Source organism: Pseudovibrio sp. M1P-2-3, assembly GCF_031501865.1.
Taxonomy (GTDB): domain Bacteria; phylum Pseudomonadota; class Alphaproteobacteria; order Rhizobiales; family Stappiaceae; genus Pseudovibrio; species Pseudovibrio corallicola.
The window spans coordinates 1,777,701-1,804,164 of sequence record NZ_JARRCW010000001.1 but is presented as its reverse complement, the minus strand read 5'-3'; the positions used below and the strand labels follow the sequence as shown (position 1 = coordinate 1,804,164).

Here is a 26,464-nt window from a genome sequence, read left to right as displayed (position 1 = left end):
GATGGATATTGTGTCAGACACAACTCCGACCCTGCGTGTGGGATGTGCGCCTTATAGAGCGCCTTTGGGTCAAGATCAAGTTCTGAGGAACTGCAATTAACATGCACGTCACACCCTTTTGGTGCTCTCCGCCAAAAACTGTGTTTAAAAACGAAAGAACGTTGCTGAGCACGTATAAAACTCAGGTCATCTGGACATCGATAATACCGGGCACTGCTTTCAATGCACCGCCCAGCTGGGGGGAGAGAATGTATCGACCGGGAAGACGCACTTCCACCTCCCTTTGCCCCTGCTCCAGAATGACGATGCAGCTCACTTCTCCATCGCCCCCTTTCCTCAACTGGCGCGCAAGGGATGTGACAGGTGCGGCACTGTCTATAAAGATGCGCATGGTCTTGTGAATGCGAGAGGCGACTGCCTCTAAGGGCTCCACTTGCTGAATGCGGGTACTTACCTCATCTTCACGCACATCAGCCTGCACCAGAAGCACGACAGAATTGCCAGGCTCCAACAAGTCCCGATACTGATTCAAGGCCTCAGAAAACAGAACAGCCTCATACTGTCCAGTGGGATCAGATATACGTACGATCCCCATCTGGTTGCCCGTACGGGTTTTACGTTCCTGTCGTCCGGTCACAGTTCCCGCCAGCCTGCCAGCCGCAGCGCCCGATTTCACGGATTTTTCAAAACTCTTCCAAAGCTGAACCCGCAATTTTTCCAAAAGATCCCGATACTCATCAAGTGGATGCGCAGATATATAAAACCCCACAGCCGCATGTTCTCGTTGAAGCCGTTCCGCCGGCAGCCACGGGTCCGTATCGGGCAAAATCAGAGGCTCCGGTGCATTGGCTCCGCCAAACAATTCATCCTGTCCGGAAGATGAGTTGTCCGCCGCCCGTTGAGACCGGGCAACGATGCGGTCCAAACCCGAAAGGAGCTGGGCGCGATTGGGATTTAATTCGTCAAAAGCACCTGCTGCAATAAGATTTTCAAAGGTTCGCTTATTTACCACGCGCGCGCTCACGCGTGTTGCAAAGTCCGCTAGATCGGAGAATGGCTGATCACCGCGCATTTCAACAATGTGCTCAACCGCCTGCTCACCAACTCCTTTAATCGCCCCCATGGCATAGATGATCTTTCCATCCTGCACATCAAAGTGAACCATGGAGCGATTAATAGACGGCGCCACAACATCAATGCCCATACGAAGGGCCTCTTGCCGAAAATCACTCAGCTTGTCCGTATTACCAAGATCCAGCGTCATAATTCCGGCAAGGAATTCTACCGGATAATTGGCCTTGAGCCATGCCGTATGGTAGGCCACAAGCGCATAGGCGGCCGCGTGGGATTTGTTAAAGCCGTAATTGGCGAACTTGGCCACAAGGTCATAAATCATCCCGGACTGCGCTTTATCAATCCCCTTCTCCGCAGCACCGTCCACGAAACGGGCGCGCTGGATCTCCATTTCCGAGGCAATTTTCTTACCCATGGCGCGGCGCAGCAAATCCGCTTCACCAAGGGAGTACCCCGAAAGAACCTGCGCAATCTGCATCACTTGTTCCTGATAGACGATAATACCGTTCGTCTCTTTCAGGATCGGCTCCAATAGAGGATGCAGATAGTCCGGTTCCTGCTCTCCGTGCTTTACCGCGTTATAAATGGGAATGTTGTCCATTGGGCCTGGACGGTAAAGGGCCACCAGCGCAATGATATCTTCAAAGGCATCTGGCCGCATACCGGCAATCGCCCGGCGCATGCCCTGACTTTCCAGCTGAAACACGCCAACCGTTTCACCGGCGGCCAGCAGCTTATAAGTCGCAGGATCATCCAGTGGCACGGCGGCAATATCCACCTCAATACTGCGGCGCTTGATTAGGGAGATGGCCGTATCAATCACCGTCAGGGTTTTAAGGCCAAGGAAATCAAACTTGACCAGCCCCGCCTGCTCCACCCATTTCATGTTGAACTGGGCAACCGGCATATCCGAGCGCGGATCGCGGTAGAGGGGAACCAGCTGCTCCAGCGGACGATCGCCGATCACCACACCCGCCGCGTGGGTGGATGCGTGACGATAAAGTCCTTCCAGCTTCTGAGCCATCTTAAGCAGCTTATCGACAACGGCTTCTTGCTTTGCAGCCTCACGAAGGCGCGGCTCTTCCTCGATTGCCTGCGCAAGTGTAACCGGATTTGCAGGGTTGCCCGGTACTAATTTACTAAGCCTATCCACCTGCCCGTAGGGCATCTGCAATACACGCCCCACATCACGCAAAACCGCCTTGGCCTGCAGCGTTCCGAAGGTGATAATCTGGGCCACCTGCTCCCGGCCATACTTGCGCTGAACATAGCGGATCACTTCCTCTCGCCTGTTCTGGCAAAAGTCGATATCAAAATCCGGCATGGAAACACGCTCAGGATTGAGGAAGCGTTCGAAAAGTAGCGAGAACCGCATGGGGTCCAGATCTGTGATCGTAAGAACCCACGCCACCAGCGAACCCGCACCGGACCCACGTCCCGGGCCAACCGGAATATCCTGCTCTTTTGCCCATTTGATAAAGTCGGCAACGATCAGGAAGTACCCGGGGAATTTCATTCGGGTAATAATGGAGAGTTCGTAGTCCAGCCTGTCCCAGTAGTCTTTTTCCTCAAGACCGGGTGCCAGACCATGGAAATCCAGACGCTGTCTTAGCCCCTCCTGAGACTGCCGCTTCAGCTCTTCAGCCTCCGCCTTCTCAGCTTCTTCTCCATCCGCATCAGCGCCGGCAAATCGGGGCAAAATCGGGGCGCGCGTTGGAGTTCTATAATGACATCTTTGTGAAATATTAACTGTATTTTCAAGAGCTTCTGGAAGATCTTTAAACAGATACATCATATCTTCACGAGTCTTGAACCGATGCTCTGGCGTCAGCTGCCTGCGGTCAGATTCGATAATGACACGACCTTCAGAAATTGCCAAAAGCGCATCATGAGCCTCATAGTCACCCGATGAAGGAAAGAAGGCCTCATTCGTTGCAACAAGGGGAACACCGTTTTCATAGGCCAGCTCCAGAAGCTGCGTTTCCGTATCCCGCTCCTGCGGCATTCCATGGCGCTGCAGTTCTATATAAAAGCGGTCACCATAGGTTTGTTTCAAGAACAAAAGCCGTTCTTTAGCCCTGCTCTGCAAACCTCCAGTAATTGCTTTATTCAGCGGGCCTCTCATCCCGCCGGATAGGGCAATCACCCCCTCTGATTTCAATGCAAGACGCTCGATGGAAACATTGGCGCGGTTTCCCGGCTCCGTGTCAAGAAACGCTCTCGACACTAGATCCATCAGGTTCTCATAGCCTGTTTCATTGGTAGCCAGCAGAACCAGATCACAAAGGGGCTCTTCTTGCCCTGTGTCTTCCACATCCGAAAAATCAACCGCGATCTGACAACCAATGATCGGTTGCAGACCTGCCCCGTACGCTTTTTCTGAAAACTCCAATGCGCCAAACAGATTCCCGGTATCGGTAATCGCCAGCGCCGGTTGATCGTCTGCCTTGGCAAGATCAATGAGCTTTGCAAGCGGCAGAGCCCCTTCAAGGAGTGAGTAGGCCGAATGAACCCGAAGATGAACGAAACCGGGACCTGCCATTTTATTGAGAACTCCTAGAAAACCTGATTGAAAGAGCGAGAGAATTTCGCGCAGTTTCTATCAAGAGCCAGAGTTTGTCGAGTTTTCAAAGGAGGCCTTTATGAGGCATCCACAATAAGGGCACTACATCCCCTGTGCCAGCGCCTGTCCCCAAACCAGCAAAGAGCCGCTAAACAGGGCGACAGAGGTAAACGCGAGAAGGTCCTTAGCGAAGACAAACATAGCAAAAATCCCATTTGATCTCTTTATGTTCCTTTTTGTTCATTATTTGTTCTATTTTTGCAAGCCCAAAGATAAATTCCTTATAATTTAAGGTAAACAAACTTTTAACCTGGCTCCCTAACCTGCAAATCGGCACCACAAAATTACAAACAGATTCAATGAATTGCAGTAAATTCCAACCTCAACTCAAACGAGATGATTGATGGAACACCCTGTGAATCCAGCCCACTCTTTTCACAGTAACTCTGAGATGAAACAGAGTTTACCCTCTCCAGCAATGAACTGAGTCTCACCTTCAAAATATTATTATGGAATATATAATCATTATTAATTCATTCGGAATTTGCTGAGAAACTTGATCAGCAACACCTTAAGTCTGAATGCGATAAAAGTGCGCGGCGCTCTCGCCCCAGATCCCTTTCTTATCCTTTAAAGACAGTTCACCTGTGATATTGTCCAAGGCTCTAACCCAGCTTTCATAACTACCGTTTACCGTGAGAACGGGCCAGTCACTGCCAAACATGCAGCGCCCTGCCCCGAACAGTGCCAGAACGTCCTCGATATAGGGTTCGAATTTTCGGGCGGTCCAAGCATGTTGGGTTTGTGTGGCAAGCCCCGAGAGTTTGATGTAGGCCCCCGTCTCCGTTGCCAGCTGGCCCAAGTCATGATCCCAGTGAAGAACCCTCCCCGTATCCAGATCAGGTTTTGCCATATGGTCGATCACACAGCGTAAGTCGGGGTTGCGTGTCAGAAAACCATGCACCGGCTTGAGATGCTCGGGGCGCACAAGAACATCCAGAGAAAGCTCCAGGTCAATTATAGTATCGATTGCCCCTTGCAAAGCATGGGTATTGATCCAATCCGTGGGTTCAAGATCGTGCAACATTGCCCGAACGCCCACAAATTTCGGGTGTTTTGAAAAGGTCTTTAGGGCTTCCATACTACTTGCATCATGCAGCGGAACCCAGCCAACCACACCTTTGATCCATTCATGCTCTTCGCTCAGCCCGAGAATGAACTGGGTCTCCTCGGTAGTATTTGCAGCTTGTACAACGATGGTGCCATCCATTTGACAGGCCTTGAGGTGGCATTGAAGGTCATCAGGAAGAAAGTCACGTTTTAAGGAAGCGTACTCTGGTGTCATCCAGTAGTAGTCACCCCGGGAAACTTTCCAGAAATGTTGATGGGCATCCAGTCTCATGGCGTCAAACCTCCGTCTATGGGCCTGCTTGCAGCAAGACTACACGAAACAGTTATGACTCCAGTAACGCAAACGGAGAAAACCGGCACATATGTGCCCCTCCCATAAAGGAAGCCCCTATACTGAGAGCTGAAGACAAAACCGTCATTGTGAACACCAAAGGCCAGCCATGGCAAAAATAAGCCGCATCGAAGCAAGACTTGTCACAATCCCCCCACTAAAGACAAGATCGGACGCCATTCAATCCTTTGTGGCTCAGGAAACCCCGATCCTGACCATTTATGATGATGAGGGCGTGAGCGGGACTGGCTACAGTTACACCATCGGCACCGGCGGCTCCTCTGTTATGGCCCTCTTGGAAGACCACCTTCTGCCCGACCTTTTAGGGCGAGACACACGCAGGGTCGAGCAAATCTGGCATGACCTTTACTTTGGAACCCATGCAACAACTGTCGGCCCCATTACGACCCTCGCCCTTGCCGCCATAGATGTGGCGCTTTGGGATTTGAATTGTCGGAGAAATGGGATTCCCCTGCATTTGGCTGCAGGCGGTGCCCACGGCAGCATCCCCGTCTACTCCACTGAAAGTGGCTGGCTCAATATGAGTGAAAAAGAGTTGGTCCATGAGGCCAAACAGGACATAAAAAGGGGGTTTACTGCGACAAAAATTAAAGTGGGCAAGCCATCTATTTATGAGGATGTTTGCCGCCTCTCGGCAATTCGTCAGGCTGTGGGGCCGGATTTTCAAATCATGATTGATGCCAACCAAGGCCTTACACTTCCCGACGCTTTGCGCCGTGCCAGAGCGTTTGAGGCCCTTAATCTCACGTGGATAGAAGAGCCACTGCCTGCAGATGATGTGCTCCAGCACAAACAGCTGGCAGCCCACACCAGTACTCCAATTGCCATTGGGGAAAGCCTTTATTCCCTTTCCCAATTTAAAGACTACCTTCACTCACAAGCCTGCTCCATTGTGCAGGTGGACGTGGCGCGTATCGGCGGAATTACTCCGTGGCTCAAAGTCGCACACTTGGCGCAAGCGTTTAATGTGCCTGTCTCCCCCCACTTTCTCATGGAGCTGCACCTGCCTTTGGTTTGCGCCGTGCCCAATGGGCGGTGGCTGGAATATATCCCCCAGCTTACCCCCATAACTAAGAGTTCGGTTTCCATAAAGGAAGGGCACGCGTACCCTTCAGCCGTCGCAGGGCACGGTATCGAATGGGACTGGGAGGCTATCGAGCAGGTACTAACCGCAAAAATTGAACTGTAACCCGTGCCTCCCCTCGTTTAGTGGCCGGAAGTCTGGATCGCGACTTCCTCTTCTTCCCTGCCCGCACAAAGCGCTACCACAAGAAAACCGGAAAGGGCTGCAAGCCCAACTAACATAAGCCAGACATTGGAATAGCTTCCGTAGTAATCATAGACAACGCCGCCCAGATAAGCTCCGCTAGCTGCCCCCAGCGCATGCCCCGCTGCAAGCACGCCCATGGTAAGCCCCATAACTCTCAAGCCAAGATGCTTGGCAGTAAGGTTGGCGGTAACTGGAACCGTAGAGTAATCAAATAAGCCAAAGACAATGGCAAACAGAAACAGAAACTGCACATCTACCGCAATAAACATCAGCAGAATAAAACTGGCCGCCCGCATCAGATAGATGCCACTCAACAATACAACCCCATTCATCCGGTCACTCAAATACCCCGCAACAATCATTCCCACAAGGTTGAAGGCCGACAAAATTCCATAGGCGGACGCGCTTGTTACAGAGCCGTAACCGCATATGGACGCATAAGGGAGTAAATGGGTTTCAATAACGCCCGCTGTGGTGAAGCCGCACAGTGCAAAGCTCCAAAACAACCCGTGAAAGACAGGGCTTTTTACAAGTGAATTTGTTACACCTCGCAAAGTTTGATTATCGGATTGGCTCTCGCCTTTCGTCGTCGCACTGGCACTTCTAGTTTTTAGGGAAATCCAGCAAATCAACGCTAGAGCCAAAGTGCCCCCACCGACCATCCAATAGCCTTCACGCCAGCTATATACACTCGCCACAATTGAAAACAGGGGCACGAAGAGCAGCTGTCCGCCTGTGGCCCCACTAGAGGTAATTCCTGTGGCAAGCCCGCGTCTCTCATTAAAATGCGGCGCTATGGCAGTGGCGACCGCATGCATGGAGACAATCCCGAATCCGACAGCAGAAATTCCAGCAAAACCTAGGAAAAAGACCCCTTGAGATTGCATTGTAGCTATGAGCAGGGATCCTAGTCCGATCATGACCATACCACTTACAATCACAGGCCTTGCCCCATAGCGATCGATCGAATGCCCCACAAACGGCGCAACAACGGCCATTACTATCAGGCCAATAGCACCTGCCCCCGAAATTGCGCTCTTTGTCCAGCCGAATTCGGCCTCCCATGCGGGCATGGCCAACCCAAGCAAAGAGCGCGTTGAAAACGCCATCGCCAAGGCCACGAATCCCAATAAAACCAAAAGCCAACGCCCATTAATTGTGCTTATCACCCCGTCAAACCCCACTTCAATTTTTAGTTTTTCTAATCACTAAAACTCTTAGGTGTTGACTATGCCTAAGAAAAACCAAAAATTGAGGGTCAAGGTTTAGGATTTTTAAAAAATGAGCACACTCAAGTACCCCCCTCTTGCCAACCTGCAGGCCTTTATCGCAGTCGGAAAAATGAAGAGCTTCACCAAAGCTGCGGAAGAACTTCTCCTCACACCCGGTGCCGTCAGCCAGAAAATCAAAAATCTGGAGGACCAGCTGGGTCACAAACTTCTCATAAGAAATAGTCGGAGAGTTACATTTACGGCCAAGGGGGAGACCTATTTCAATGAAGTCTATCCTGCGGTTATGACCATCACCAACGCGACACACAACATTTTCAGCCCGAAACAGAAATCAGTCTTAACGCTCAGCATCACCCCCTCATTTGCACTCCACTGGCTTGTGCCACGGCTAGAGGGGTTTTATCGGGATCATCCGGGCATCACCATCAACATTCACGCCAGCAATGATCTGGTAGACTTTGAAATTGATGATATTGATCTGGCGATCCGCCACGGGCTTGGCACCTACCCGAAATTAAAAGTGGAACGCCTTTTTTGTGAAGACCTCATTCCTGTTTGCAGCCCAAGTCTCATTAATGGCCCCTTCCCATTAACCTGCCCAGAAGATTTAGCGGGTCACACACTCTTGCACAATGCAGCTGCGAAAGATTGGGAACTACTTGTCCGGGCTATTGATATAGACCTTCCAAATGCAGGTAACGGGCCACGCTTCAATTACGATGCACTTAAAATCCAGTCTGCCATCGAAGGACATGGCGTGGCACTGGCCCGTGCCAGCCTCGTTCAGCGTGAACTTACACAGGGCTCTCTAACCATCCCTTTCAAAATGCGCTTCCCAATAGATTTCGCCCATTATGCCGTCTACCCAAGATCACGTAGCATACCGCAGGAGCTCTATGTATTTTTGGAATGGCTAAAAGCTGAGGCCGCTCACTATTCAGTCTCGCAGGAGGAGACGGCGCAGGAGTAACGGACGCCACAAAGCCACTCGCTCGGCTTGCCGGCACATCCGGTTTTGCAGATAACTCTCTTTCGGTTGAATTATCGCGATATTTCAACACCTTAAATAACAAAACTCACGCAATTCCTACACTATCAATATTATTGATAGATTATATTTTTCAATAACTTAAAGTATTTTTCTAATGTTTATTCGAGATTAAATTCTCTCACTTTTTAGGGGCAATTCATGACTTTTGCGCCACTCTATTTATCGGGATGGCGCCTCTCCTCCCACTTCAGATAGGATCACAAAGTGCGCTTTTGACAAGGACCCACCGGCAACCCATGAGTATCAGGCAGAGGCTTTCAATAATAGGTCTTGGCTATGTTGGCCTTCCTGTTGCCTGCGCATTTGCACAGGCAGGCTACACCACAATTGCCTATGACAGGGATATCCATCGCATCCGCCAACTCAAAGAACTTAAAGACAGAACCCACAGTGTGGAGGCAGAGCATCTTGCTGATCCCAATTTGCAATTCACCTGTCATCCTGAAGATTTGGGTTCCGCCAGCATTCATATCATTACCGTTCCCACCCCCATTGACAGAGCCAAGGCACCCGATCTTTCGGCCTTGAAAGACGCCTGTACAACGGTTGGCACCGCATTAAGTCAAGGGGATCTGGTCATTTTGGAATCAACGGTCTTTCCCGGAGCCACAGAGGAAATTGCGGTACCTATTTTGGAACAAGCATCCAGCCTGTCCTGCGGTCACCATTTTCAAGTGGGATATTCCCCCGAGCGCATCAATCCCGGCGATGCCCAGCACTCTTTGGAAAGCGTCATTAAAATAATTTCCGCAGGCTCAACGCAAGCACTGGAACAAATGCAGGGCCTTTATGGCTCAATCATCAAAGGCGGGTTATACCTTGCCCCCAGTATCCGCGTGGCAGAAGCGGCCAAAGCTATCGAAAATACCCAGAGAGATTTAAATATCGCTCTCATGAACGAACTGGCCGTGCTGTTTCATCACATAGGCATTGATACACGCGATGTTCTGGAAGCCGCCCAAACCAAATGGAATTTTTTGCCTTTCAAACCGGGGCTTGTAGGAGGTCACTGCATTGGTGTTGATCCTTACTACCTCACCCACAAGGCCCACCAGTTGGGGCTGTCCCCGCAGGTTATTCTGGCGGGCCGCAGCACCAATGAAAACATGAGCGTGTTCATTGCCACCCAAATCATTCAAGCTTGTATTAAGTTGGCAAGGCCAATGCCGCCCAAGGTGGCTATCCTCGGAATTACCTATAAGGAAAATGTGCCGGATACGCGTAACTCAAAGACTATCAGCCTTGCGCAAGAGCTGGTGAAGTTCGGCGCATCCCTCAGTATTTACGACCCCCTTGCAGATGCAAAAACACTGCAAAAAGATCACGGCCTACAGTTGGAAACAGCCCCACCATCAGCTGTGCACGATGCCGTTGTTCTTGCAGTCCCCCATTCTGTTTTTTTTGAAAAAAAGCAGAATAAATGGGAGCTCGTGATGGACTTTTTAGGCAATGGAAGCACCTTTGTAGCGGACCTTCACAACCTTCTGGAACGAAAACAAGCGCCAGAGTCCATTGAACTCTGGCGCTTGTAGCAAACAGTGTTTAGCTCTTAAGCTCTATGACCAAACATAGGGTTCAATATCCCCGCGTGCCCAATCTTCTTTGGTTTTAGCACGGAAGTCTTCAAAGCGGCTTTCGTCAATGGCTTCGCGAATTTCGCGCATCAAAGTCTGGTAATAAGCCAGATTGTTCCATGTAAGAAGCATACCAGCCAGCCCCTCGTTCACGCGCACCAAGTGGTGTAGGTAAGCACGAGAATAGTTGTTTGTTGCCGGGCATGCAGCCTGCTCGTCCAACGGGCGCGGGTCTTCCGCATGACGGGCGTTTTTCAGGTTCACCTTACCGTAGCGGGTGTAAGCGAGGCCATGACGACCAGCGCGGGTCGGCATCACACAATCAAACTGGTCAATACCGCGGGCCACACTTTCAAGAAGGTCTTCCGGTGTTCCAACACCCATCAAATAGCGTGGCTTGTTTTCCGGCATGGCTGGCGTTGTCACTTCCAGCATTTTCAGCATCACAGCCTGCGGCTCACCCACAGCAAGACCACCCACAGAATACCCCTCAAACGGCATATCACCCAGTTTCATTGCAGATTCAATGCGCAGCTCAGGGTCATCCCCCCCCTGCACGATACCATAGAGGCCCTGGCCTTTTTCAGGTCCACCCATTTTTTCGAACTGATTGCGAGACCGTTCGGCCCACCGCAACGAAAGTTCCATAGCCTGCTGGATGTCCCCCCGCTCAGCAGGCAAACCAATGCACTGGTCCAGCTGCATCTGAATATCAGAGCCCAAAAGCCCCTGAATTTCAACGGAACGTTCAGGGCTCATGAAGTGTTTGGAACCATCATGATGCGAGGAAAACGTCACACCTTCCTCATTCAACTTGCGAAGCTGCGCAAGAGACATAACCTGAAAACCACCTGAGTCAGTCAAGATGGTGTGCGGCCAGTTCATAAATTTATGCAGGCCGCCCAGCTTATTGATCCGCTCTGCCGTTGGGCGCAGCATCAAGTGGTAGGTGTTGCCAAGAACAACATCTGCTCCAAGTTCGCGAATTTGCTCAGGGTACATGGCTTTAACGGTGGCCTGTGTACCGACCGGCATAAAGGCTGGCGTTGCAACAGTACCGTGCGGGGTAGAAATCTCACCGCGACGGGCCATGCCGTCTTTTTTCAGCAGTTTAAAAGAGAACGGTTTTTGATTTGTCATTGAGATGGCATTCCTTTTGGAAACAGAAGGGAGCTGTCTCCGTAACTGTAGAAACGGTAGTTGGTTTGAATGGCGTGCTCATAGGCTTGGCGCATTTCATCAAGGCCGGAAAATGCGCTCACAAGCATAAACAATGTGGACTTGGGCAAGTGGAAATTGGTCATCAAAGCATCCACAGCACGGAACCGGTAGCCCGGAGTGATGAAGATATCTGTTGAATCGGAGATTGCCTGAATAACACCGTCATCACGGGTGGCAGACTCCAGAATGCGCAGGGATGTAGTGCCCACACACACCACCTTGTTGCCTCGCGCCTTCACGGCATTCAGCTTTTCGGCAGTCTGCGCAGAAATCTCCCCCCATTCATCATGCATCTGGTGGTCATCAGTGTTATCCACTTTCACCGGCAAGAAGGTCCCCGCCCCCACATGCAGCGTCACAAAGTGCTTTTCAACACCGCGCTCCTCAAGGCTTTGAAACAGAGCATCCGTAAAGTGCAAGCCAGCAGTCGGGGCAGCAACCGCGCCTTTGTGCTTTGCATACATGGTTTGATAGTCGGAGCGGTCCTGCTCGTCTTCTGCCCGTTTTGACGCAATATAAGGAGGAAGCGGGATATGTCCCACTTCCGCAATAGCAGTATCCAGTTCATTTGCAGTCAGGTTAAAGCGAAACAGGATATCCCCCGCCTCTGACTTTTCTTCCACACGAGCGCTCAGGTAGGCACTTTCCAGTTCCTCCGCGCTAAAGCAGAATTTGACCGTATCTCCAACCTTAAGCTTCTTGGCAGGGCGCACAAACGCCCGCCATCCATCGGCTCCTGCTCTTTGGTGCAGTGTTACGCCCACTTTAGCAATCACACCATCACGCTCACGAAACCCGAGCAACTGCGCAGGGATCACCTTCGTATCGTTAAACACCAGTGCATCGCCGGGTTCCAGATAGCTGGCAAGATCCTTCACACCGCTATCCTGCAATAACTGTTCCCCATTTGGCATAACCACCAACATACGGGCGCTATCACGGGGGCTTGCAGGTCTTAACGCGATATTGTCATTGGGAAGGTCAAAATCAAACTCATCAACGCGCATAAAACGGCCTTCTACTCAAAGCAGCTTTTCCGCCTCGTCGTTGAGGATGCTGCCCAAATTTTTTATTCTTGTCCCTATGGAAGCCACCGGCGCGTCAATGCGCATGCCTTGTGGCAACAGAGCCTATTAACTTTGTCGCTTTGTTACGTCAACCATTAGAGCCTTCCCAATAAAAAAAGAGGACGAAACATCGCCCTCTTTCGTAATGTACCGTCGTATTTACGGACTTAAGCGTCTGCAGCAACTTTTACGGAAACGATCTTGTCTGGGTCTGCCACAGGCTCGCCGCGCTTGATCTTGTCAACATTGTCCATGCCGGAAGTCACCAGACCCCAAACAGTGTACTGACCATCGAGCCAGGAAGAATCTTCAAAGCAGATGAAGAACTGGCTGTCACCGGAGTTCGGGTCCATAGCACGTGCCATAGAACATGTGCCGCGCACGTGCTTCTCGTTGTTGAACTCAGCTTTGAGTTTCTTGCCGGAGCCGCCTGTACCTGTGCCTTGCGGGCAACCGGTTTGCGCCATGAAGCCGTCAATCACACGGTGGAATACGATACCGTTGTAAAAACCTTCGCGAACCAGCTCTTTAATGCGAGCAACATGGTTTGGAGCCAGGTCCGGGCGCATTTCAATAACCACTTCACCCTGTGTTGTTTCCATCACGAGTGTGTTTTCTGGGTCCTTATAATCAGCCACGGGCTTTCCTTTGCATTTGTGGTAAATCTTCAGGTGCAAGCATTAGCCCCTAGTCGTCGTGACTAGCAACCCGCATCTTGATAATTTTATCGGGATTGCGTACCGGTTCTCCACGTTTAATCTTGTCAACAAACTCCATTCCAGAAGTTACCTGACCAAAAACGGTGTATTTGCCGTTCAAGAACGAACCATTGTCAAACATAATGAAGAACTGGGAATTGGCACTATCCGGGCTTGCAGAACGGGCCATGCCCAATGTTCCGCGTTCGAAAGGCACCTTGCTGAATTCAGCAGGAAGGTCTGGAAGGTCTGAACCACCACGCCCCGTACCCGTTGGGTCTCCAGTTTGTGCCATGAAGCCATCAATTACACGGTGAAAAACAATCCCGTCATAAAAGCCCTGATTTGCAAGCGTCTTAATGCGCTCCACATGCTTGGGAGCAACATCGGGCAGCAATTCAATTTCGACGCGCCCGTCTTTCAAGTCAATATAGAGTGTATTGTCCGCATCTTGAGCTTGAGCGGAGAACGAAAATAACACACCGCCAACAATGGCCAGCGCAGCAGCAAAACTACGAAACACGTGAATATCCCTTCATTTTAAACTGTCCTTTTGCAGCAAAGGACGAAATTTCTCTTATTTAGAAACTTTAGCAGCAAGTTGCTTTGCAACGCAGTTGGGCACAAACTTGGAGTAATCTCCCCCCATTTTTGCAATTTGCCGCACCAGCGTTGCAGTAATCGGCCTTGTTTCAGGAGAAGCTGGCAAAAATACGGTCTTGATGTCAGGGGCCATTGCCCCGTTCATGCCCGCCATCTGCATTTCATAGTTCAAATCGGTGCTGTCACGCAAACCGCGAATAAGGATATGACTCCCCCGCTCCTTTGCTGCATCCACCACTAAACTATCAAAGCTAACGGTCTTTACTCGCGCAACCAGATCAAGTCCAAGGACTTCATGCACCGACTGCTCGATAAGCTGCGCCCGCTCGTCAAAACTGAATAAAGGCTGCTTACCAGGATGAACGCCAATAGCCACAATTACTTCATCAGCCAATACCAGCGACTGTTCAAGAATATCAATATGCCCGTTTGTAATAGGGTCAAATGAGCCAGCATAGATTGCAGTACGTTTCATCAAAGATCCTCACAGCGTATTGACCAATTACTTTTAAAGGAGAAGGTTTCGTCTTTCCTTTAATCAATTGAGGCAGAGCATAGCTCGCCCCCTATAAAAAATGCCAGTCTCTCAAGACTGGCATTTCTTTTAAATCATCGGCAAACGTTAGCTTTCGCTCTCGTCATTTCCCTCAGCACCTTCAGGAGCTTCACCGTTTTCATCAACCGCGATCTCGTCTTCAGCCTCATCCTCAGGGTCACTAATGCGCTCAACACCGACAACCTTCTCGTCTTCTGCCGTTTTGAACACAATCACGCCTTGAGTAGAGCGGCCCGCCACACGGATGCCAGTCACAGGACAACGGATCAGTTTACCGCCGTCTGTCACCAGCATGATCTGGTCAGTTTCTTCACACTGGAACGAGGCAACCAATTGGCCGTTACGGTTGTTCACCGCCATTGCGGTGATACCCTTACCGCCACGGCCGGTAGTGCGGTATTCAAAGGATGACGTCCGCTTCCCGTAACCGTTTTCGGAAACCGTCAAAATAGTCTGCTCTGCGGCGCTCATTTCAATATAGCGCTGTTCAAAGTCTCCAACAGATTCCAGATCGCCGTTTTCCGTCACCTCATCAGCTTCACCGCGCATCAAGCGGGACTGCTTAATATAGGCGGTACGCTCATCCGCAGTACAATCGAAGTGGCTCAGGATAGACATGGAAATCACGCTATCTCCTTCCGCCAGATTAATACCGCGCACACCAACAGAATTGCGGCCTGAGAAGACACGAACGTCGGTGGTTTGGAAGCGGATACACTGACCGTGCTGAGATGTCAGCAAGACATCGTCATCCTCGGTACAGGTCATCACGTTCACGATGCCATCGCCTTCTTCAAGCTTCATGGCGATTTTACCGTTCTTGTTGATTTGGGCAAAATCGGAAAGCTTATTCCGGCGCACGGTTCCCCGTGTTGTGGCAAACATCACGTCCAGATCTGCCCAAGTTTCCTCATCCTCAGGAAGTGGCAGGATACTGGTGATTTGTTCACCCGGCTCCAGCGGCAGCATATTAATCAAGGCCTTACCACGCGCTTGCGGGCTAGACAGTGGCAAACGCCACACCTTCATTTTATAGGCGATACCACGAGAGGAGAAGAACAGAACCGGCGTATGGGTGTTGGCCACGATCAAGCGAGTAACGAAATCCTCGTCCTTCGTTTGCATGCCAGAGCGGCCCTTACCACCACGGCGCTGCGCCCGATAAGTGTCCAGCGGCACGCGCTTGATGTAACCGGTGTGAGAGAATGTGACGACCATGTCTTCACGCTGAATCAGGTCTTCATCATCCAGATCTCCGCCGCCTTCGGTGATTTCCGTACGGCGCGGTGTGGCAAATTCGGACTTTACGCCTTCAAGTTCTTCACGAACGATCTGAAGCACACGCTCACGCGAACGCAGGATATCAAGGTATTCGTTGATTTCCTTGGAAAGCTTGTCCAGTTCTTCTGCAATCTCTTCCGCACCCATCGCGGTCAAACGCTGCAGACGTAATTCCAGAATTGCACGGGCCTGCTCTTCAGAGAGCTTGAAGGTACCATCGTCCTGAACTGCGTAACGCGGATCATCAATGAGCTGCAAAAGAGGCAGAATATCGTCTGCAGGCCAGTTACGCTCCATCAAGCGCGCGCGGGCTGTTGCAGGGTCCGGAGCAGAGCGGATAAGGTGGATAACCTCATCGATATTGGCGACAGCAACAGCCAGACCAACCAGAACGTGGGCACGGTCACGCGCCTTATTCAGCAAGAACTTGGTGCGGCGGTTTACGACTTCCTCACGGAAGGCAATAAACGCACGCAGCATGTCCATAAGCTGCATCTGTTCAGGACGCCCACCATTGAGCGCAACAATGTTTGCCCCGAAGGACTGTTGCAACTGGGAGAAGCGGTAGAGCTGGTTCAGGATTACATCCGGAACACTGTCCCTTTTCAACTCAATAACAACGCGCATACCACGGCGATCAGATTCGTCGCGGATATCGGAAATGCCTTCAATTCTCTTTTCACGTACCAGCTCCGCAATCTTCTCGATCATGGAAGCCTTGTTTACCTGATAAGGAATTTCAGTGATGATAAGGGCTTCACGGCCAGCGCGGATTTCTTCAACATCCACCTTACCGCGCATGACAACAGAACCGCGCCCACTTTCATAGGCACTCTTAATTCCTGCGCGGCCAAGAATAAGCCCCCCCGTGGGGAAATCAGGACCGGGAATAATCTCCATCATTTCTGGAAGACTAATCTCCGGGCGCTCGATCATCGCGATCGTACCGTCAATCACTTCCCCCAGATTATGCGGCGGAATATTAGTGGCCATGCCAACAGCAATACCGCCAGCACCATTGACCAGAAGGTTTGGATACTTTGCAGGTAAAACAATAGGCTCACTCTCGGAGCCATCATAGTTTTCCTGAAAGTCCACCGTATCCTTGTCGATGTCGGAAAGTTGCGTATGAGCTACTTTTTCCAAACGACACTCGGTGTAACGCATTGCCGCTGCCGGATCACCGTCAACAGAACCGAAGTTCCCCTGCCCGTCCACCAGTGGAAGGCGCATGGAGAAATCCTGTGCCATACGCACAAGCGCATCATAAATCGCGCTGTCACCATGCGGGTGGTATTTACCCATCACATCGCCGACAACGCGTGCAGACTTACGATAGGGTTTGTTCCATTCATACCCATTCTCGTGCATGGAATACAAAATGCGACGATGAACAGGTTTCAATCCGTCTCGAACGTCGGGCAACGCACGGCTCACGATCACGCTCATGGCGTAATCAAGGTAGCTGCGCTTCATCTCATCGGTTATGGAAACTGGACGGATGTCACTTGGGAGCCCACCGTTTGGTGCGCCTGTATCCTGATCTGTCAAGAACTTATTCTCGTTAATCTCGTTTATAATTCAAACCGTTATATACGATTCAAAGGGGAACTCCAAATTCTGCGGGGCCGCTATGCCCTTAAAATCACAATGACTTTTTATTGGAGCGGTTTATCCACTCCTTTATACAGGTAAAATGGGAATAGACGGGCAAATACCAAGCGCTTTTTTTCACTAGACTTGTGTGGGAAAAGCCGTTCTGATAGCCCCCATTTAACGAACAATATAATTAGAACGGAACACCATAATGCTGACCGAATTCGTGGCGAACGCTTTTGCCATGCTCTTTGTCACTATTGACCCAATAGGGCTTGCTCCGCTGTATCTGGCAATTACTGCGGGGGCTTCAGCTGCTCAAAAGCGCTCTATTGCCATAAAGTCTGTTGGCCTTTCAGCCTTCCTACTTATCGTTTTCATCTTTGCAGGAAGCTCGGTTCTCAGCGTTATGGGCATTTCCCAGCCAGCCTTCCGTGTCGCCGGTGGCCTGCTGTTGTTCATTATTGCCGTTGAGATGGTTTTTGAACTACGTCAAAAACGAAAAGCAGAAAGCGCCGAGAAGGTTGCAGACACACATGACCTGTCTCATGTGGCGGTCTTCCCCCTTGCCATTCCGCTTATTTCTGGCCCGGCTTCCATCAGTGCGGTTATTTTGCTGGAACAACAGGCCGATGGAATGACGGGCCTGCTTGCATTGGTCGCAGTTTTGTTCCTCGTTCTTTTGTCAGTGTTTGTTATGTTCCTTGCCGCATCCAAGCTGGAACGCATTCTGGGCCCTACAGCGCAAATGATCATCACCCGCCTGTTTGGTGTTCTTCTGGCCGCTCTGTCCGTCCAGTTTGTCGCCGACGGTATTTTCCAGCTGATCGAGATGCAACCCGCCAGTTAATCTGGTCTGATGGCGAACAATTAAATTGAGGAAGGGGCGGTTTTCGCCCCTTTTCTTTTGTCCATCCCAAATCCAGAATATATCAGCTTTTAAACGAGGACTTGGAGCGGATATGGCCAAAAGCCTTAACACTCGTTGAAAAACCAATTTTCAGGATAGTATCCGCTTCAAAAGCTGAGCATTCTCTAGCACAGCGTGTACCCATCCACACTTCGCCTTGCACAGTTCGCTTGTGACTAGGTAAATGGGTAAAACGAGCAAATAAGATAATCCAAGAGAGATATAACAATGGCCATATTGGTTACAGGTGGTGCAGGGTATATAGGCAGCCATATGAGCTGGCTTCTGGCAGATGCGGGCGAAAACCTCATCGTTCTGGACGATTTCAGCACCGGCTTTGAGTGGGCTCTGCCTTCGCAAGCAAAAATCTATACGGGTGATGTGGGAGACATTCCTCTTCTAAACCAAATTTTCACTGAAAATACAGTTGAAGCTGTGATCCACTTCGCCGGCTCCATCATCGTGCCCGAATCCGTATCGGACCCGTTGAAGTACTACAACAACAACACAGCCAAATCCCGCAATCTCATCGAAGCCTGCGTTTCCAATGGCATTGACAAGTTTATCTTCTCTTCCACCGCCGCCGTGTATGGCGACCCGGAGATAGTTCCGGTTGACGAAGATGCGCCACTCGCTCCGCTGTCTCCCTATGGCACATCCAAGCTCATGACAGAGCTAATGCTCAGGGATGTCTCACTGGCCCACGATTTCCGATATACAGCCCTGCGCTATTTCAACGTGGCGGGTGCTGATCCCAAAGGGCGCACGGGTCAGTCTACGAAAAATGCAACTCACCTCATCAAAGTTGCCTGCGAAGCCTCACTGGGCAAACGCGATCATTTAGGCGTTTTCGGAACCGACTTTGACACGCCCGATGGCACAGGTGTGCGCGACTATATCCACGTGAGCGATCTGGCCAGCGCCCATTACCTCGCCTTGAAGCGCCTTCGCGATGGCGGCAAAAGCATTGTCATGAATTGCGGTTACGGGGATGGTTATTCAGTCCGTCAGGTGATTGATGCCGTAAAGTCGGTTTCCAAAGTTGACTTCACTGTTCAAGAAAAACCCCGCCGCGCCGGTGACTCTCCAAAAGTTGTTGCCAAAAACACCAAGATCCTGAGTGAGCTGAACTGGGAGCCCAAGCACGATGACCTGCACCAGATCGTCGAACACGCCCTGAATTGGGAAAGGAAGCTTTCGCTTCGTAACTCCATTTAGAGCGCCTAAACGCCCTCTCAAAGCCCCTTTGAAAGCAGTGAGCTGATTCAATAGAACGTCTCGCTGCTTTAGGCATCGCCCAGCGTTATTTTGTTTAATCAGGCGCGTGGTGCTGGTGCCAATGTCTGGCAATGTCGACACGTCGCGCAATCCAGACATCCTCATGGGACTGCGCATAGTCCAGAAAACGCTGCAATGCCGCTGTTCTGCCCGGTCTGCCGGTTAAACGGCAATGAAGCCCGACAGACAGCATTTTGGCACGCCCCTCACAACCTTCCGCATAGAGCACATCAAAACTATCTTTCAGGTATGTGAAAAATTGGTCACCAGAATTAAAGCCCTGCGCTGTTACAAAGCGCATATCGTTGCTGTCCAGCGTATATGGAATGACGAGATGTGGCTTTTGAGCCCCCTCCACCCAATAGGGTAGATCATCTGCATAGCTATCAGAATCATATAGGAAACCACCTTCCTCCATAATAAGGTCACGGGTGTTTTCCGAAGTGCGCCCCAAATACCATCCGGTCGGTCGCTCCCCGGTGATCTCCTTATGCAAACGGATTGCCTCAGTAAGGTGATACCGCTCTTCGGTAACTGCAAAGTCTTTGTACTCAATCCACTTGTACCCGTGGGAAGCAATTTCCCATCCCGCCTCTTTCATAGCCGCAACAACTTCTGGATTTTTTTGCAATGCCGTCGTCACTCCAAAAACAGTGGGACACAGCTGCCGTTTGGTAAACACATGCCACAGACGCCAGAACCCGGCACGTGAGCCATACTCGTAGATGGACTCCATGTTCATATGCCTTTTATTGGGCCACGGCTCCGCTCCAATAAGTTCAGAGAGATACGCTTCAGAGGCAGGGTCCCCGTGAAGGATATTATTCTCCCCGCCCTCTTCGTAGTTTATGACAAATTGCAGAGCAATTTTTGCATCATTCGGCCATTTTGGATCGGGCGTCGCCCGCCCATACCCCTTTAGATCACGTGGATAATTTACTAGCATGAGGGACCTCTCAAACCTGAGGGAGCAGAACTTGGATCAAACCGTAAAAAGCAATTCAGGGCAAGCCTGCGCACTCCCCACAAACTCTTGGCTTAAATGGAATTGGCCCATTACCTTTAGAAATTAAAGATAACCTGATCTCCCACGCCAATACCTCGAAGTTGACTGGTCCCGGCAATCACTTCAAGAACATAAAGCGCATCTCCGTTGGAAAGAATGGGTCGCTCTGAATAGGGAATGGTATCACGAGCGATAGAGACAATCCTCTTTTGCTTATTGATAAAAAGGATATCTAAAGACGTGGGCGTATTTTTCATCCAGAAAATTCGTTCCCTGGAATTGGGGAATACGAAAAGCATACCCTGATCAGCGGGAATATGCTCCCTAAACATCAGCCCCTGTGTGCGGGCCTCAGGTGTCGCGGCAACTTCCACAAGAAAGGCAATGGTGCCTTGTGCCGTCTCAATTTCAAGTTTCTCAAGTTCAGGGGTCTTCTCAGCGCGTGTGGGAACACAAACAAAAGCCAGACACAAAACCAACAGGGACTTCACGATTATCTTCATAGCCATTTTTTTGGCACACAGCAGAAGCCCGCTCTTAATGGGATGCAGGAATATGGCTCCCGCTCCCAATCGGTTTGACTTCCGCAGCCATTTTTCCTTTTGGCCCCTTCCCAAAGCGAACAAGTACTTTTTGCTTGGGGCGAAGCTCTGTTATTCCATAGCGGCGTAAGGTTTCCATATGGATAAAGATATCCTCATCTTCCCCGTCCAAAACGAGAAAACCGAATCCCTTAACGCGGTTGAACCATTTAACCTCGGCCTCAACAAAATCTCCCTCAGGGATAACTTGAACATGCGTTCGCGAGGGAGGAAGCTGAGAGGGGTGTGTAGCGGTAGTTTCGTCCATAGAGAGTATGCGCATGGCCTGCAAGCCGCGAGGCCGGTTTAAAACTTCGCAAACAACACGTGCACCTTCATAGGCTGTCTGAAATCCATCCCGCCTTAAACAGGTCACATGAAGCAGAACATCCGACATTCCGTTTTCTGGCTCGATAAAACCGAATCCCTTTCCAATATCAAACCATTTAATAGTGCCAGCAACCTCAAGAACATCTACGGATACTTCATCCGTCGGCACATCGATAGAATCCAGCCCAGGTGTTGTTTTGACCATAGGATAAGCCTCACATACTCTCGCCGCATCAAGTCTCGACCAAAGGCGATTTACGCCGCACACCTCTGGTTGATTCCAGTTAAAAAAGGATAGCATCGGCTAGGTTGGGCTACAGGGTAAAATTAGAAAAAACTTAAGTCATCCCCGACTCATTTTTACGATTACCCTCTATTAAATATCTATATCCAGTATGTATCATGTAAATCATACAACTAAATACGGTAATCGAACCAATATCTTTTAACTGGGTGCAATCAGTGGGCTTCAATTTATTGGCTTCCCAGTACATCTGCATGCAACATATACGGATATTATCTTTTGGCAGGTGACGATGCACCTCTTCACGTGACACCAACAGGTCGCAACTCCCCCCCCAACAGGGGGCCATTTAAATAGGCATGAGGAAAATTAATATGCGCTTTTTACATACGATGGTCCGTGTAAAGGATCTGGAGGATTCTTTGGATTTTTACTGCAACAAACTCGGACTGTATGAAGTGCGCCGCGTTGAACACGAAGCGGGACGGTTTACGCTGGTCTTCCTTGCAGCACCCGGTGACGACATGCCAGCCAACGAAATGCCTGCCCCCGCTCTTGAGCTCACATATAACTGGGACAGCGAGGACTATCATGGAGGCCGCAACTTCGGGCATCTGGCCTATGAGGTAGACGATATCTACAAAGTCTGCAGTGATTTGCAGTCAAAAGGCGTGATCATCAACCGTCCGCCTCGTTGTGGGCGTATGGCTTTTATCAAATCACCAGACGGAATTTCCATCGAACTGCTTCAAAAAGGCAATGCTTTGCCCAAACAGGAGCCATGGACTTCCATGGAAAATCAAGGGACCTGGTAAGCGTTGGCGTATTAACCTGCCTCCCAACGGGCAAGCACATATAAAGACAAGAAAAAGCACTGCCCTTTACAAAAGGGCAGTGCTCTCAATCCGATACATCAAACCGGAATTCACACTAAAAAGATACTCTCTAGAACGGAATTTCGTCGTCCATGCCGCCGCCGAAGCCGCCGCCACTTGGAGCACCGCCACCGCCTTGGTTACCGCCGCCAAAGTTGCCACCGCCGCCTTGACTACCGCCGCCAAAGCCGCCGGAAGACTGACCACCGCCGAAGTCGCCACCAGACTGGCCACCGCCAAAGCCGCCGCCACCGCCAGCAGTGCCGCCTTCACTACGGCCATCCAGCATGGTCAAAGTGGAGTTGAAGCCCTGTAAGACGATCTCTGTTGAGTACTTGTCCTGACCGGACTGGTCTTGCCACTTACGTGTTTGAAGCTGCCCTTCCAGATAGACCTTGGAGCCTTTGCGCAGGTATTGCTCGGCAACCTTTGCAATCCCTTCGTTGAACACAACAACACGGTGCCATTCCGTCCGCTCACGGCGTTCACCTGAGTTACGGTCTCTCCAGCTCTCTGAAGTTGCAATACGCAGATTCACGATCGGACGGCCGTCCTGTGTTCTGCGAACTTCGGGGTCGGCGCCCAAATTACCGACTAATATTACCTTATTGACGCTACCCGCCATCGTGAACTCCTAGGAAGTGAGAAGGCCGCCTCTCGACGTCTTCTTTAAAAAACTAAAGGCAACCTAAACATTGTGGAGCATACAGGCAAATCACCGTCCGCTTTGAGCAAATCTTGTCCACATAAGAGAGTGGGTCGCACGAGTTCCACCCTACAATGTTCTTTTTTTGTTCTCAATACATCTTTTCCGATACCCTGAGAACTTCCGGACTTGCAAATCCATTTATTTACGCTTGCAATGCGGAACATGTTCCATATATGTTCCAGATGGTTTTAGACTCACATAGCATTCACAGCCTGCCCCTTTCCCGTAAAGTGGCTTACGCCTGTGTTGAATGACTGCCTCAATCAAGGAAATTCCGGATGACCAAGGCATCTGATGCCCCCAATCTCCAAAGCTCTGCGCCCCGTGAAACTTTGAAGACGATCTCGGTACGCGGCGCACGCGAACATAATTTGAAGAATGTCGATGTGGACTTGCCAAGAGACCAGCTCATCGTCATCACTGGACTGTCCGGATCAGGCAAATCCTCACTGGCTTTTGATACGATTTATGCCGAGGGGCAGCGCCGCTACGTGGAAAGCCTGAGCGCTTACGCCCGCCAATTCCTTGAAATGATGCAGAAGCCAGATGTAGACCAGATCGACGGCCTGTCTCCGGCCATTTCTATTGAACAGAAAACCACATCAAAAAACCCGCGCTCTACTGTTGGTACGGTGACCGAGATCTACGACTATATGCGCCTGTTGTTTGCCCGTGTGGGAATTCCCTACTCGCCTGCAACAGGTCTTCCCATCGAAAGCCAGACTGTCAGCCAGATGGTTGACCGCCTGCTGGATCTGGAAGAAGGCACCCGGCTCTACCTGCTTGCCCCTATTGTGCGCGGGCGCAAGGGAGAATACCGTAAAGAGCTGGCCGAGCTTATGAAAAAGGGGTTCCAGCGCGTCAAGATTGATGGAACCTTCTATGAAATCGCAGATGCGCCTGTCCTCGACAAAAAATTCAAGCACGATATTGATGTGGTTGTTGACCGTATCGTTATTCGTTCGGACATTGCGGGCCGCCTTGCAGATTCTCTCGAAACCGCCCTGCAACTGGCTGAGGGAATTGCCGTTGCAGAATATGCCGATTTAAAAGAGGGCGCAGATACTCCTGAAAAAATAACATTTTCGGAAAAGTTTGCCTGCCCGGTCTCCGGTTTCACTATTGCGGAAGTGGAACCGCGCCTGTTCTCGTTCAACAACCCTTTCGGTGCCTGCCCCACATGTGATGGCCTTGGCACCAAACTGGCTTTTGAACCGGACCTTGTAGTTCCGGACCAAACCCTCACCCTGCGCGGCGGTGCCGTTGTACCGTGGGCAAAAACCGGTTCAACCTCGCCCTATTACAATCAAACTCTGGAAGCGCTGGCCAACCACTATGACGTGTCCATGACTATGCCATGGCGCGATCTTCCCGAAAAATTCAAGAAAGCCCTTCTGTTTGGAACGGGCCGCACAAAAGTCCAGTTTGAATACAATGACGGAAACCGCTCTTATAAAACCGAGAAAACTTTTGAAGGGGTTATCGGCAATATCGAGCGACGCTGGCGCGAGACCGATTCGCAGTGGGTGCGCGATGAACTTTCAAGGTTCCAGTCAGACCACGCCTGTGAAGCCTGTTCAGGATACAGGCTGAAACCGGAGGCTCTTGCCGTTAAAATCGACGGCCAGCACATTGGCGAGATAACCACCCTTTCCATTCGGCAGGCTTTGGAGTGGTTCAGCACCATCGAGACAGACCTTTCTGAAAAGCAGAAGGAAATTGCCTACCGCATCCTCAAGGAAATTCGCGAGCGCCTGAAGTTCCTCAACGATGTGGGGCTTGAATACCTGTCCATGTCCCGCTCCTCCGGAACCCTTTCCGGTGGTGAAAGCCAGCGTATCCGCCTTGCCTCACAAATCGGTTCGGGCCTGACAGGCGTTCTTTACGTACTGGACGAGCCCTCCATCGGCCTTCACCAACGGGACAATGAGCGTCTGCTTGAAACCCTCAAACACCTGCGCGACCTTGGAAACACCGTGATTGTGGTGGAGCATGACGAAGATGCCATTCTGGCAGCTGACTATGTACTTGACGTGGGACCGGGGGCCGGTGTTCACGGGGGACAGATTGTCTCTCGCGGCAGCCCCGAACAGATCATTGCAGACCCGGCGTCCCTAACGGGCCAGTATATTTCTGGCAAAATGGAAATTCCAATTCCCGCCAAACGGCGCAAAGTTGATAAAAAGCGGTCTCTCAAAGTCATTGGTGCGCGGGCCAATAACCTGAAGTCTGTCACTACCGAACTGCCTCTAGGAACGTTCACTTGCGTCACAGGAGTATCGGGCGGCGGAAAATCCACGTTCCTCATTGATACTGTTTACAAGTCCGCCGCTCGTCATCTAAACGGTGCACGAGACAATCCAGCCCCTCATGACAAAATTGAAGGACTGGAGCATCTGGACAAGGTGATTGATATCGACCAATCCCCTATTGGCCGAACCCCCCGTTCTAACCCCGCAACATATACAGGTGCTTTCACACCCATTCGCGAATGGTTTGCCGGCATGCCGGAGGCCAAAACCCGTGGCTACGCACCGGGGCGGTTTTCATTCAACGTGAAAGGCGGCCGTTGCGAGGCCTGTCAGGGTGATGGTGTTATCAAGATCGAGATGCACTTTCTGCCCGATGTTTATGTGACCTGTGATGTATGTCAGGGAAAGCGCTATAACCGGGAAACTCTGGAGGTCCAGTTCAAGGGCAAGTCCATAGCCGATGTGCTGGATATGACCGTGGAAGAGGCCGCCGAATTCTTTTCTGCCGTTCCCAATATCCGCGATAAAATGGAGACGCTGGCACGGGTGGGCCTTGGCTACATCAAGGTTGGACAGCAAGCTACAACCCTGTCAGGCGGTGAGGCGCAGCGAGTTAAGCTGGCAAAAGAGCTATCAAAACGTTCAACGGGCCGAACACTCTATATTCTTGATGAACCCACAACCGGCCTCCACTACCACGATGTGGCCAAGCTTCTGGAAGTTCTCCATGAGCTGGTGGATCAGGGCAACACGGTTCTGGTGATTGAGCACAATCTGGAAGTGATCAAAACCGCTGATTGGCTGGTGGATATGGGACCGGAAGGGGGAGATGGTGGCGGAACCGTTGTCGCCAAAGGCCGCCCGGAAGACGTGATCAAGGTACCGGAAAGCTATACGGGCCAGTTCTTGAAAGGCATTTTGGAACACAAACACGCACATAGACTGACAGCAGCTGAATAACAAAACGAAAGCCCTGATTTCTGATCGGGGCTTTTCTCACATACCCGCAA

General features: G+C 50.8%; 20 protein-coding genes. 7 read left to right on the top strand and 13 right to left on the bottom strand.

What is annotated here, in order from left to right:
* Nucleotides 1–181: 181 nt before the first annotated feature.
* Nucleotides 182–3,616, bottom strand: a complete 3,435-nt coding sequence (dnaE, locus tag P6574_RS08195; RefSeq protein WP_310619858.1) for a DNA polymerase III subunit alpha — start codon at nucleotides 3,614–3,616, stop codon at nucleotides 182–184.
* A gap of 592 nt (nucleotides 3,617–4,208) precedes the next feature.
* On the bottom strand, nucleotides 4,209–5,039 hold the full coding sequence (locus P6574_RS08190; protein WP_310619857.1) for an amidohydrolase family protein: 831 nt from the start codon (nucleotides 5,037–5,039) through the stop codon (nucleotides 4,209–4,211).
* Nucleotides 5,040–5,208: 169 nt separating this feature from the next.
* On the opposite strand from P6574_RS08190, the gene P6574_RS08185 reads away from it, so the two are divergent.
* Nucleotides 5,209–6,309, top strand: coding sequence for a mandelate racemase/muconate lactonizing enzyme family protein (locus P6574_RS08185; RefSeq protein ID WP_310619856.1), 1,101 nt, complete (start codon nucleotides 5,209–5,211; stop codon nucleotides 6,307–6,309).
* A gap of 17 nt (nucleotides 6,310–6,326) precedes the next feature.
* Here P6574_RS08185 and P6574_RS08180 read toward each other — a convergent pair whose 3' ends face one another.
* Complete coding sequence (locus P6574_RS08180; RefSeq protein WP_310619855.1) at nucleotides 6,327–7,559, bottom strand: MFS transporter; 1,233 nt, start codon at nucleotides 7,557–7,559, stop codon at nucleotides 6,327–6,329.
* Nucleotides 7,560–7,671: 112 nt separating this feature from the next.
* Between P6574_RS08180 and gcvA the strand changes: the two genes are divergently transcribed.
* Complete coding sequence (gene gcvA / locus P6574_RS08175) at nucleotides 7,672–8,592, top strand: transcriptional regulator GcvA (protein WP_310619854.1); 921 nt, start codon at nucleotides 7,672–7,674, stop codon at nucleotides 8,590–8,592.
* A 317-nt stretch (nucleotides 8,593–8,909) separates the two neighbouring features.
* Complete coding sequence (locus P6574_RS08170; RefSeq protein ID WP_310619853.1) at nucleotides 8,910–10,205, top strand: nucleotide sugar dehydrogenase; 1,296 nt, start codon at nucleotides 8,910–8,912, stop codon at nucleotides 10,203–10,205.
* A gap of 24 nt (nucleotides 10,206–10,229) precedes the next feature.
* Here P6574_RS08170 and tgt read toward each other — a convergent pair whose 3' ends face one another.
* The 6 genes from tgt to gyrA all read right to left on the bottom strand — a co-directional run bounded on the left by tgt (nucleotide 10,230) and on the right by gyrA (nucleotide 17,149).
* Complete coding sequence (gene tgt, locus P6574_RS08165) at nucleotides 10,230–11,387, bottom strand: tRNA guanosine(34) transglycosylase Tgt (protein ID WP_310619852.1); 1,158 nt, start codon at nucleotides 11,385–11,387, stop codon at nucleotides 10,230–10,232.
* On the bottom strand, nucleotides 11,384–12,475 hold the full coding sequence (gene queA, locus P6574_RS08160; RefSeq protein ID WP_310619851.1) for a tRNA preQ1(34) S-adenosylmethionine ribosyltransferase-isomerase QueA: 1,092 nt from the start codon (nucleotides 12,473–12,475) through the stop codon (nucleotides 11,384–11,386). The genes tgt and queA overlap by 4 nt, the downstream gene beginning before the upstream one ends.
* 227 nt (nucleotides 12,476–12,702) lie before the next feature.
* A complete protein-coding gene (locus P6574_RS08155; RefSeq protein WP_310622126.1) occupies nucleotides 12,703–13,137 on the bottom strand; it encodes a peptidylprolyl isomerase in 435 nt (144 codons plus the stop codon).
* A gap of 85 nt (nucleotides 13,138–13,222) precedes the next feature.
* On the bottom strand, nucleotides 13,223–13,756 hold the full coding sequence (locus P6574_RS08150) for a peptidylprolyl isomerase (RefSeq protein ID WP_405048080.1): 534 nt from the start codon (nucleotides 13,754–13,756) through the stop codon (nucleotides 13,223–13,225).
* Between the two features lie 54 nt (nucleotides 13,757–13,810).
* The gene (gene coaD / locus P6574_RS08145) at nucleotides 13,811–14,311 is read right to left on the bottom strand and encodes a pantetheine-phosphate adenylyltransferase (protein ID WP_310619850.1); all 501 of its coding nucleotides are present in this window, start codon (nucleotides 14,309–14,311) and stop codon (nucleotides 13,811–13,813) included.
* Nucleotides 14,312–14,458: 147 nt separating this feature from the next.
* The gene (gyrA, locus tag P6574_RS08140) at nucleotides 14,459–17,149 is read right to left on the bottom strand and encodes a DNA gyrase subunit A (RefSeq protein ID WP_405048135.1); all 2,691 of its coding nucleotides are present in this window, start codon (nucleotides 17,147–17,149) and stop codon (nucleotides 14,459–14,461) included.
* Nucleotides 17,150–17,480: 331 nt separating this feature from the next.
* On the opposite strand from gyrA, the gene P6574_RS08135 reads away from it, so the two are divergent.
* Nucleotides 17,481–18,119 (top strand): MarC family protein, encoded by a 639-nt coding sequence (locus tag P6574_RS08135; protein ID WP_310619848.1) that lies wholly within the window; start codon nucleotides 17,481–17,483, stop codon nucleotides 18,117–18,119.
* A 288-nt stretch (nucleotides 18,120–18,407) separates the two neighbouring features.
* The gene (galE, locus tag P6574_RS08130; protein WP_310619847.1) at nucleotides 18,408–19,397 is read left to right on the top strand and encodes a UDP-glucose 4-epimerase GalE; all 990 of its coding nucleotides are present in this window, start codon (nucleotides 18,408–18,410) and stop codon (nucleotides 19,395–19,397) included.
* Nucleotides 19,398–19,491: 94 nt separating this feature from the next.
* Here the strand turns inward: galE and puuE are convergent, their stop codons facing one another.
* From puuE to P6574_RS08115, 3 genes are all read right to left on the bottom strand, one after another.
* Nucleotides 19,492–20,403 carry an allantoinase PuuE gene (puuE, locus tag P6574_RS08125; RefSeq protein ID WP_310619846.1) on the bottom strand — a complete coding sequence of 304 codons (912 nt, stop codon included), beginning with the start codon at nucleotides 20,401–20,403 and terminating at the stop codon, nucleotides 19,492–19,494.
* A 116-nt stretch (nucleotides 20,404–20,519) separates the two neighbouring features.
* A complete protein-coding gene (locus tag P6574_RS08120) occupies nucleotides 20,520–20,972 on the bottom strand; it encodes a DUF192 domain-containing protein (RefSeq protein WP_310619845.1) in 453 nt (150 codons plus the stop codon).
* Between the two features lie 28 nt (nucleotides 20,973–21,000).
* Nucleotides 21,001–21,579, bottom strand: a complete 579-nt coding sequence (locus P6574_RS08115; RefSeq protein WP_310619844.1) for a cold-shock protein — start codon at nucleotides 21,577–21,579, stop codon at nucleotides 21,001–21,003.
* 413 nt (nucleotides 21,580–21,992) lie between these two features.
* Between P6574_RS08115 and P6574_RS08110 the strand changes: the two genes are divergently transcribed.
* Complete coding sequence (locus tag P6574_RS08110) at nucleotides 21,993–22,433, top strand: lactoylglutathione lyase (protein WP_310619843.1); 441 nt, start codon at nucleotides 21,993–21,995, stop codon at nucleotides 22,431–22,433.
* Between the two features lie 130 nt (nucleotides 22,434–22,563).
* Here the strand turns inward: P6574_RS08110 and P6574_RS08105 are convergent, their stop codons facing one another.
* Nucleotides 22,564–23,118, bottom strand: a complete 555-nt coding sequence (locus P6574_RS08105; protein WP_310619842.1) for a single-stranded DNA-binding protein — start codon at nucleotides 23,116–23,118, stop codon at nucleotides 22,564–22,566.
* A 362-nt stretch (nucleotides 23,119–23,480) separates the two neighbouring features.
* Here P6574_RS08105 and uvrA point away from each other — a divergent pair, with 362 nt between their 5' ends.
* Complete coding sequence (gene uvrA / locus P6574_RS08100; RefSeq protein WP_310619841.1) at nucleotides 23,481–26,414, top strand: excinuclease ABC subunit UvrA; 2,934 nt, start codon at nucleotides 23,481–23,483, stop codon at nucleotides 26,412–26,414.
* The last annotated feature ends 50 nt before the right edge of the window (nucleotides 26,415–26,464 follow it).

What these genes read in the sequence shown, in the direction of transcription:
- P6574_RS08170 (WP_310619853.1), top strand. Translation starts at nt 8,910, where the DNA reads ATGAGTATCAGGCAGAGGCTTTCAATAATAGGTCTTGGCTATGTTGGC.
- P6574_RS08185 (WP_310619856.1), top strand. Translation starts at nt 5,209, where the DNA reads ATGGCAAAAATAAGCCGCATCGAAGCAAGACTTGTCACAATCCCCCCA.
- P6574_RS08190 (WP_310619857.1), bottom strand. Translation starts at nt 5,039, where the DNA reads ATGAGACTGGATGCCCATCAACATTTCTGGAAAGTTTCCCGGGGTGAC.
- gyrA (WP_405048135.1), bottom strand. Translation starts at nt 17,149, where the DNA reads ATGAAGCGCAGCTACCTTGATTACGCCATGAGCGTGATCGTGAGCCGT.
- P6574_RS08155 (WP_310622126.1), bottom strand. Translation starts at nt 13,137, where the DNA reads ATGGAAACAACACAGGGTGAAGTGGTTATTGAAATGCGCCCGGACCTG.
- gcvA (WP_310619854.1), top strand. Translation starts at nt 7,672, where the DNA reads ATGAGCACACTCAAGTACCCCCCTCTTGCCAACCTGCAGGCCTTTATC.
- P6574_RS08110 (WP_310619843.1), top strand. Translation starts at nt 21,993, where the DNA reads ATGCGCTTTTTACATACGATGGTCCGTGTAAAGGATCTGGAGGATTCT.
- P6574_RS08115 (WP_310619844.1), bottom strand. Translation starts at nt 21,579, where the DNA reads ATGGTCAAAACAACACCTGGGCTGGATTCTATCGATGTGCCGACGGAT.
- dnaE (WP_310619858.1), bottom strand. Translation starts at nt 3,616, where the DNA reads ATGGCAGGTCCCGGTTTCGTTCATCTTCGGGTTCATTCGGCCTACTCA.
- uvrA (WP_310619841.1), top strand. Translation starts at nt 23,481, where the DNA reads ATGACCAAGGCATCTGATGCCCCCAATCTCCAAAGCTCTGCGCCCCGT.
- puuE (WP_310619846.1), bottom strand. Translation starts at nt 20,403, where the DNA reads ATGCTAGTAAATTATCCACGTGATCTAAAGGGGTATGGGCGGGCGACG.
- coaD (WP_310619850.1), bottom strand. Translation starts at nt 14,311, where the DNA reads ATGAAACGTACTGCAATCTATGCTGGCTCATTTGACCCTATTACAAAC.
- P6574_RS08135 (WP_310619848.1), top strand. Translation starts at nt 17,481, where the DNA reads ATGCTGACCGAATTCGTGGCGAACGCTTTTGCCATGCTCTTTGTCACT.
- queA (WP_310619851.1), bottom strand. Translation starts at nt 12,475, where the DNA reads ATGCGCGTTGATGAGTTTGATTTTGACCTTCCCAATGACAATATCGCG.
- P6574_RS08120 (WP_310619845.1), bottom strand. Translation starts at nt 20,972, where the DNA reads ATGGCTATGAAGATAATCGTGAAGTCCCTGTTGGTTTTGTGTCTGGCT.
- galE (WP_310619847.1), top strand. Translation starts at nt 18,408, where the DNA reads ATGGCCATATTGGTTACAGGTGGTGCAGGGTATATAGGCAGCCATATG.
- P6574_RS08105 (WP_310619842.1), bottom strand. Translation starts at nt 23,118, where the DNA reads ATGGCGGGTAGCGTCAATAAGGTAATATTAGTCGGTAATTTGGGCGCC.
- tgt (WP_310619852.1), bottom strand. Translation starts at nt 11,387, where the DNA reads ATGACAAATCAAAAACCGTTCTCTTTTAAACTGCTGAAAAAAGACGGC.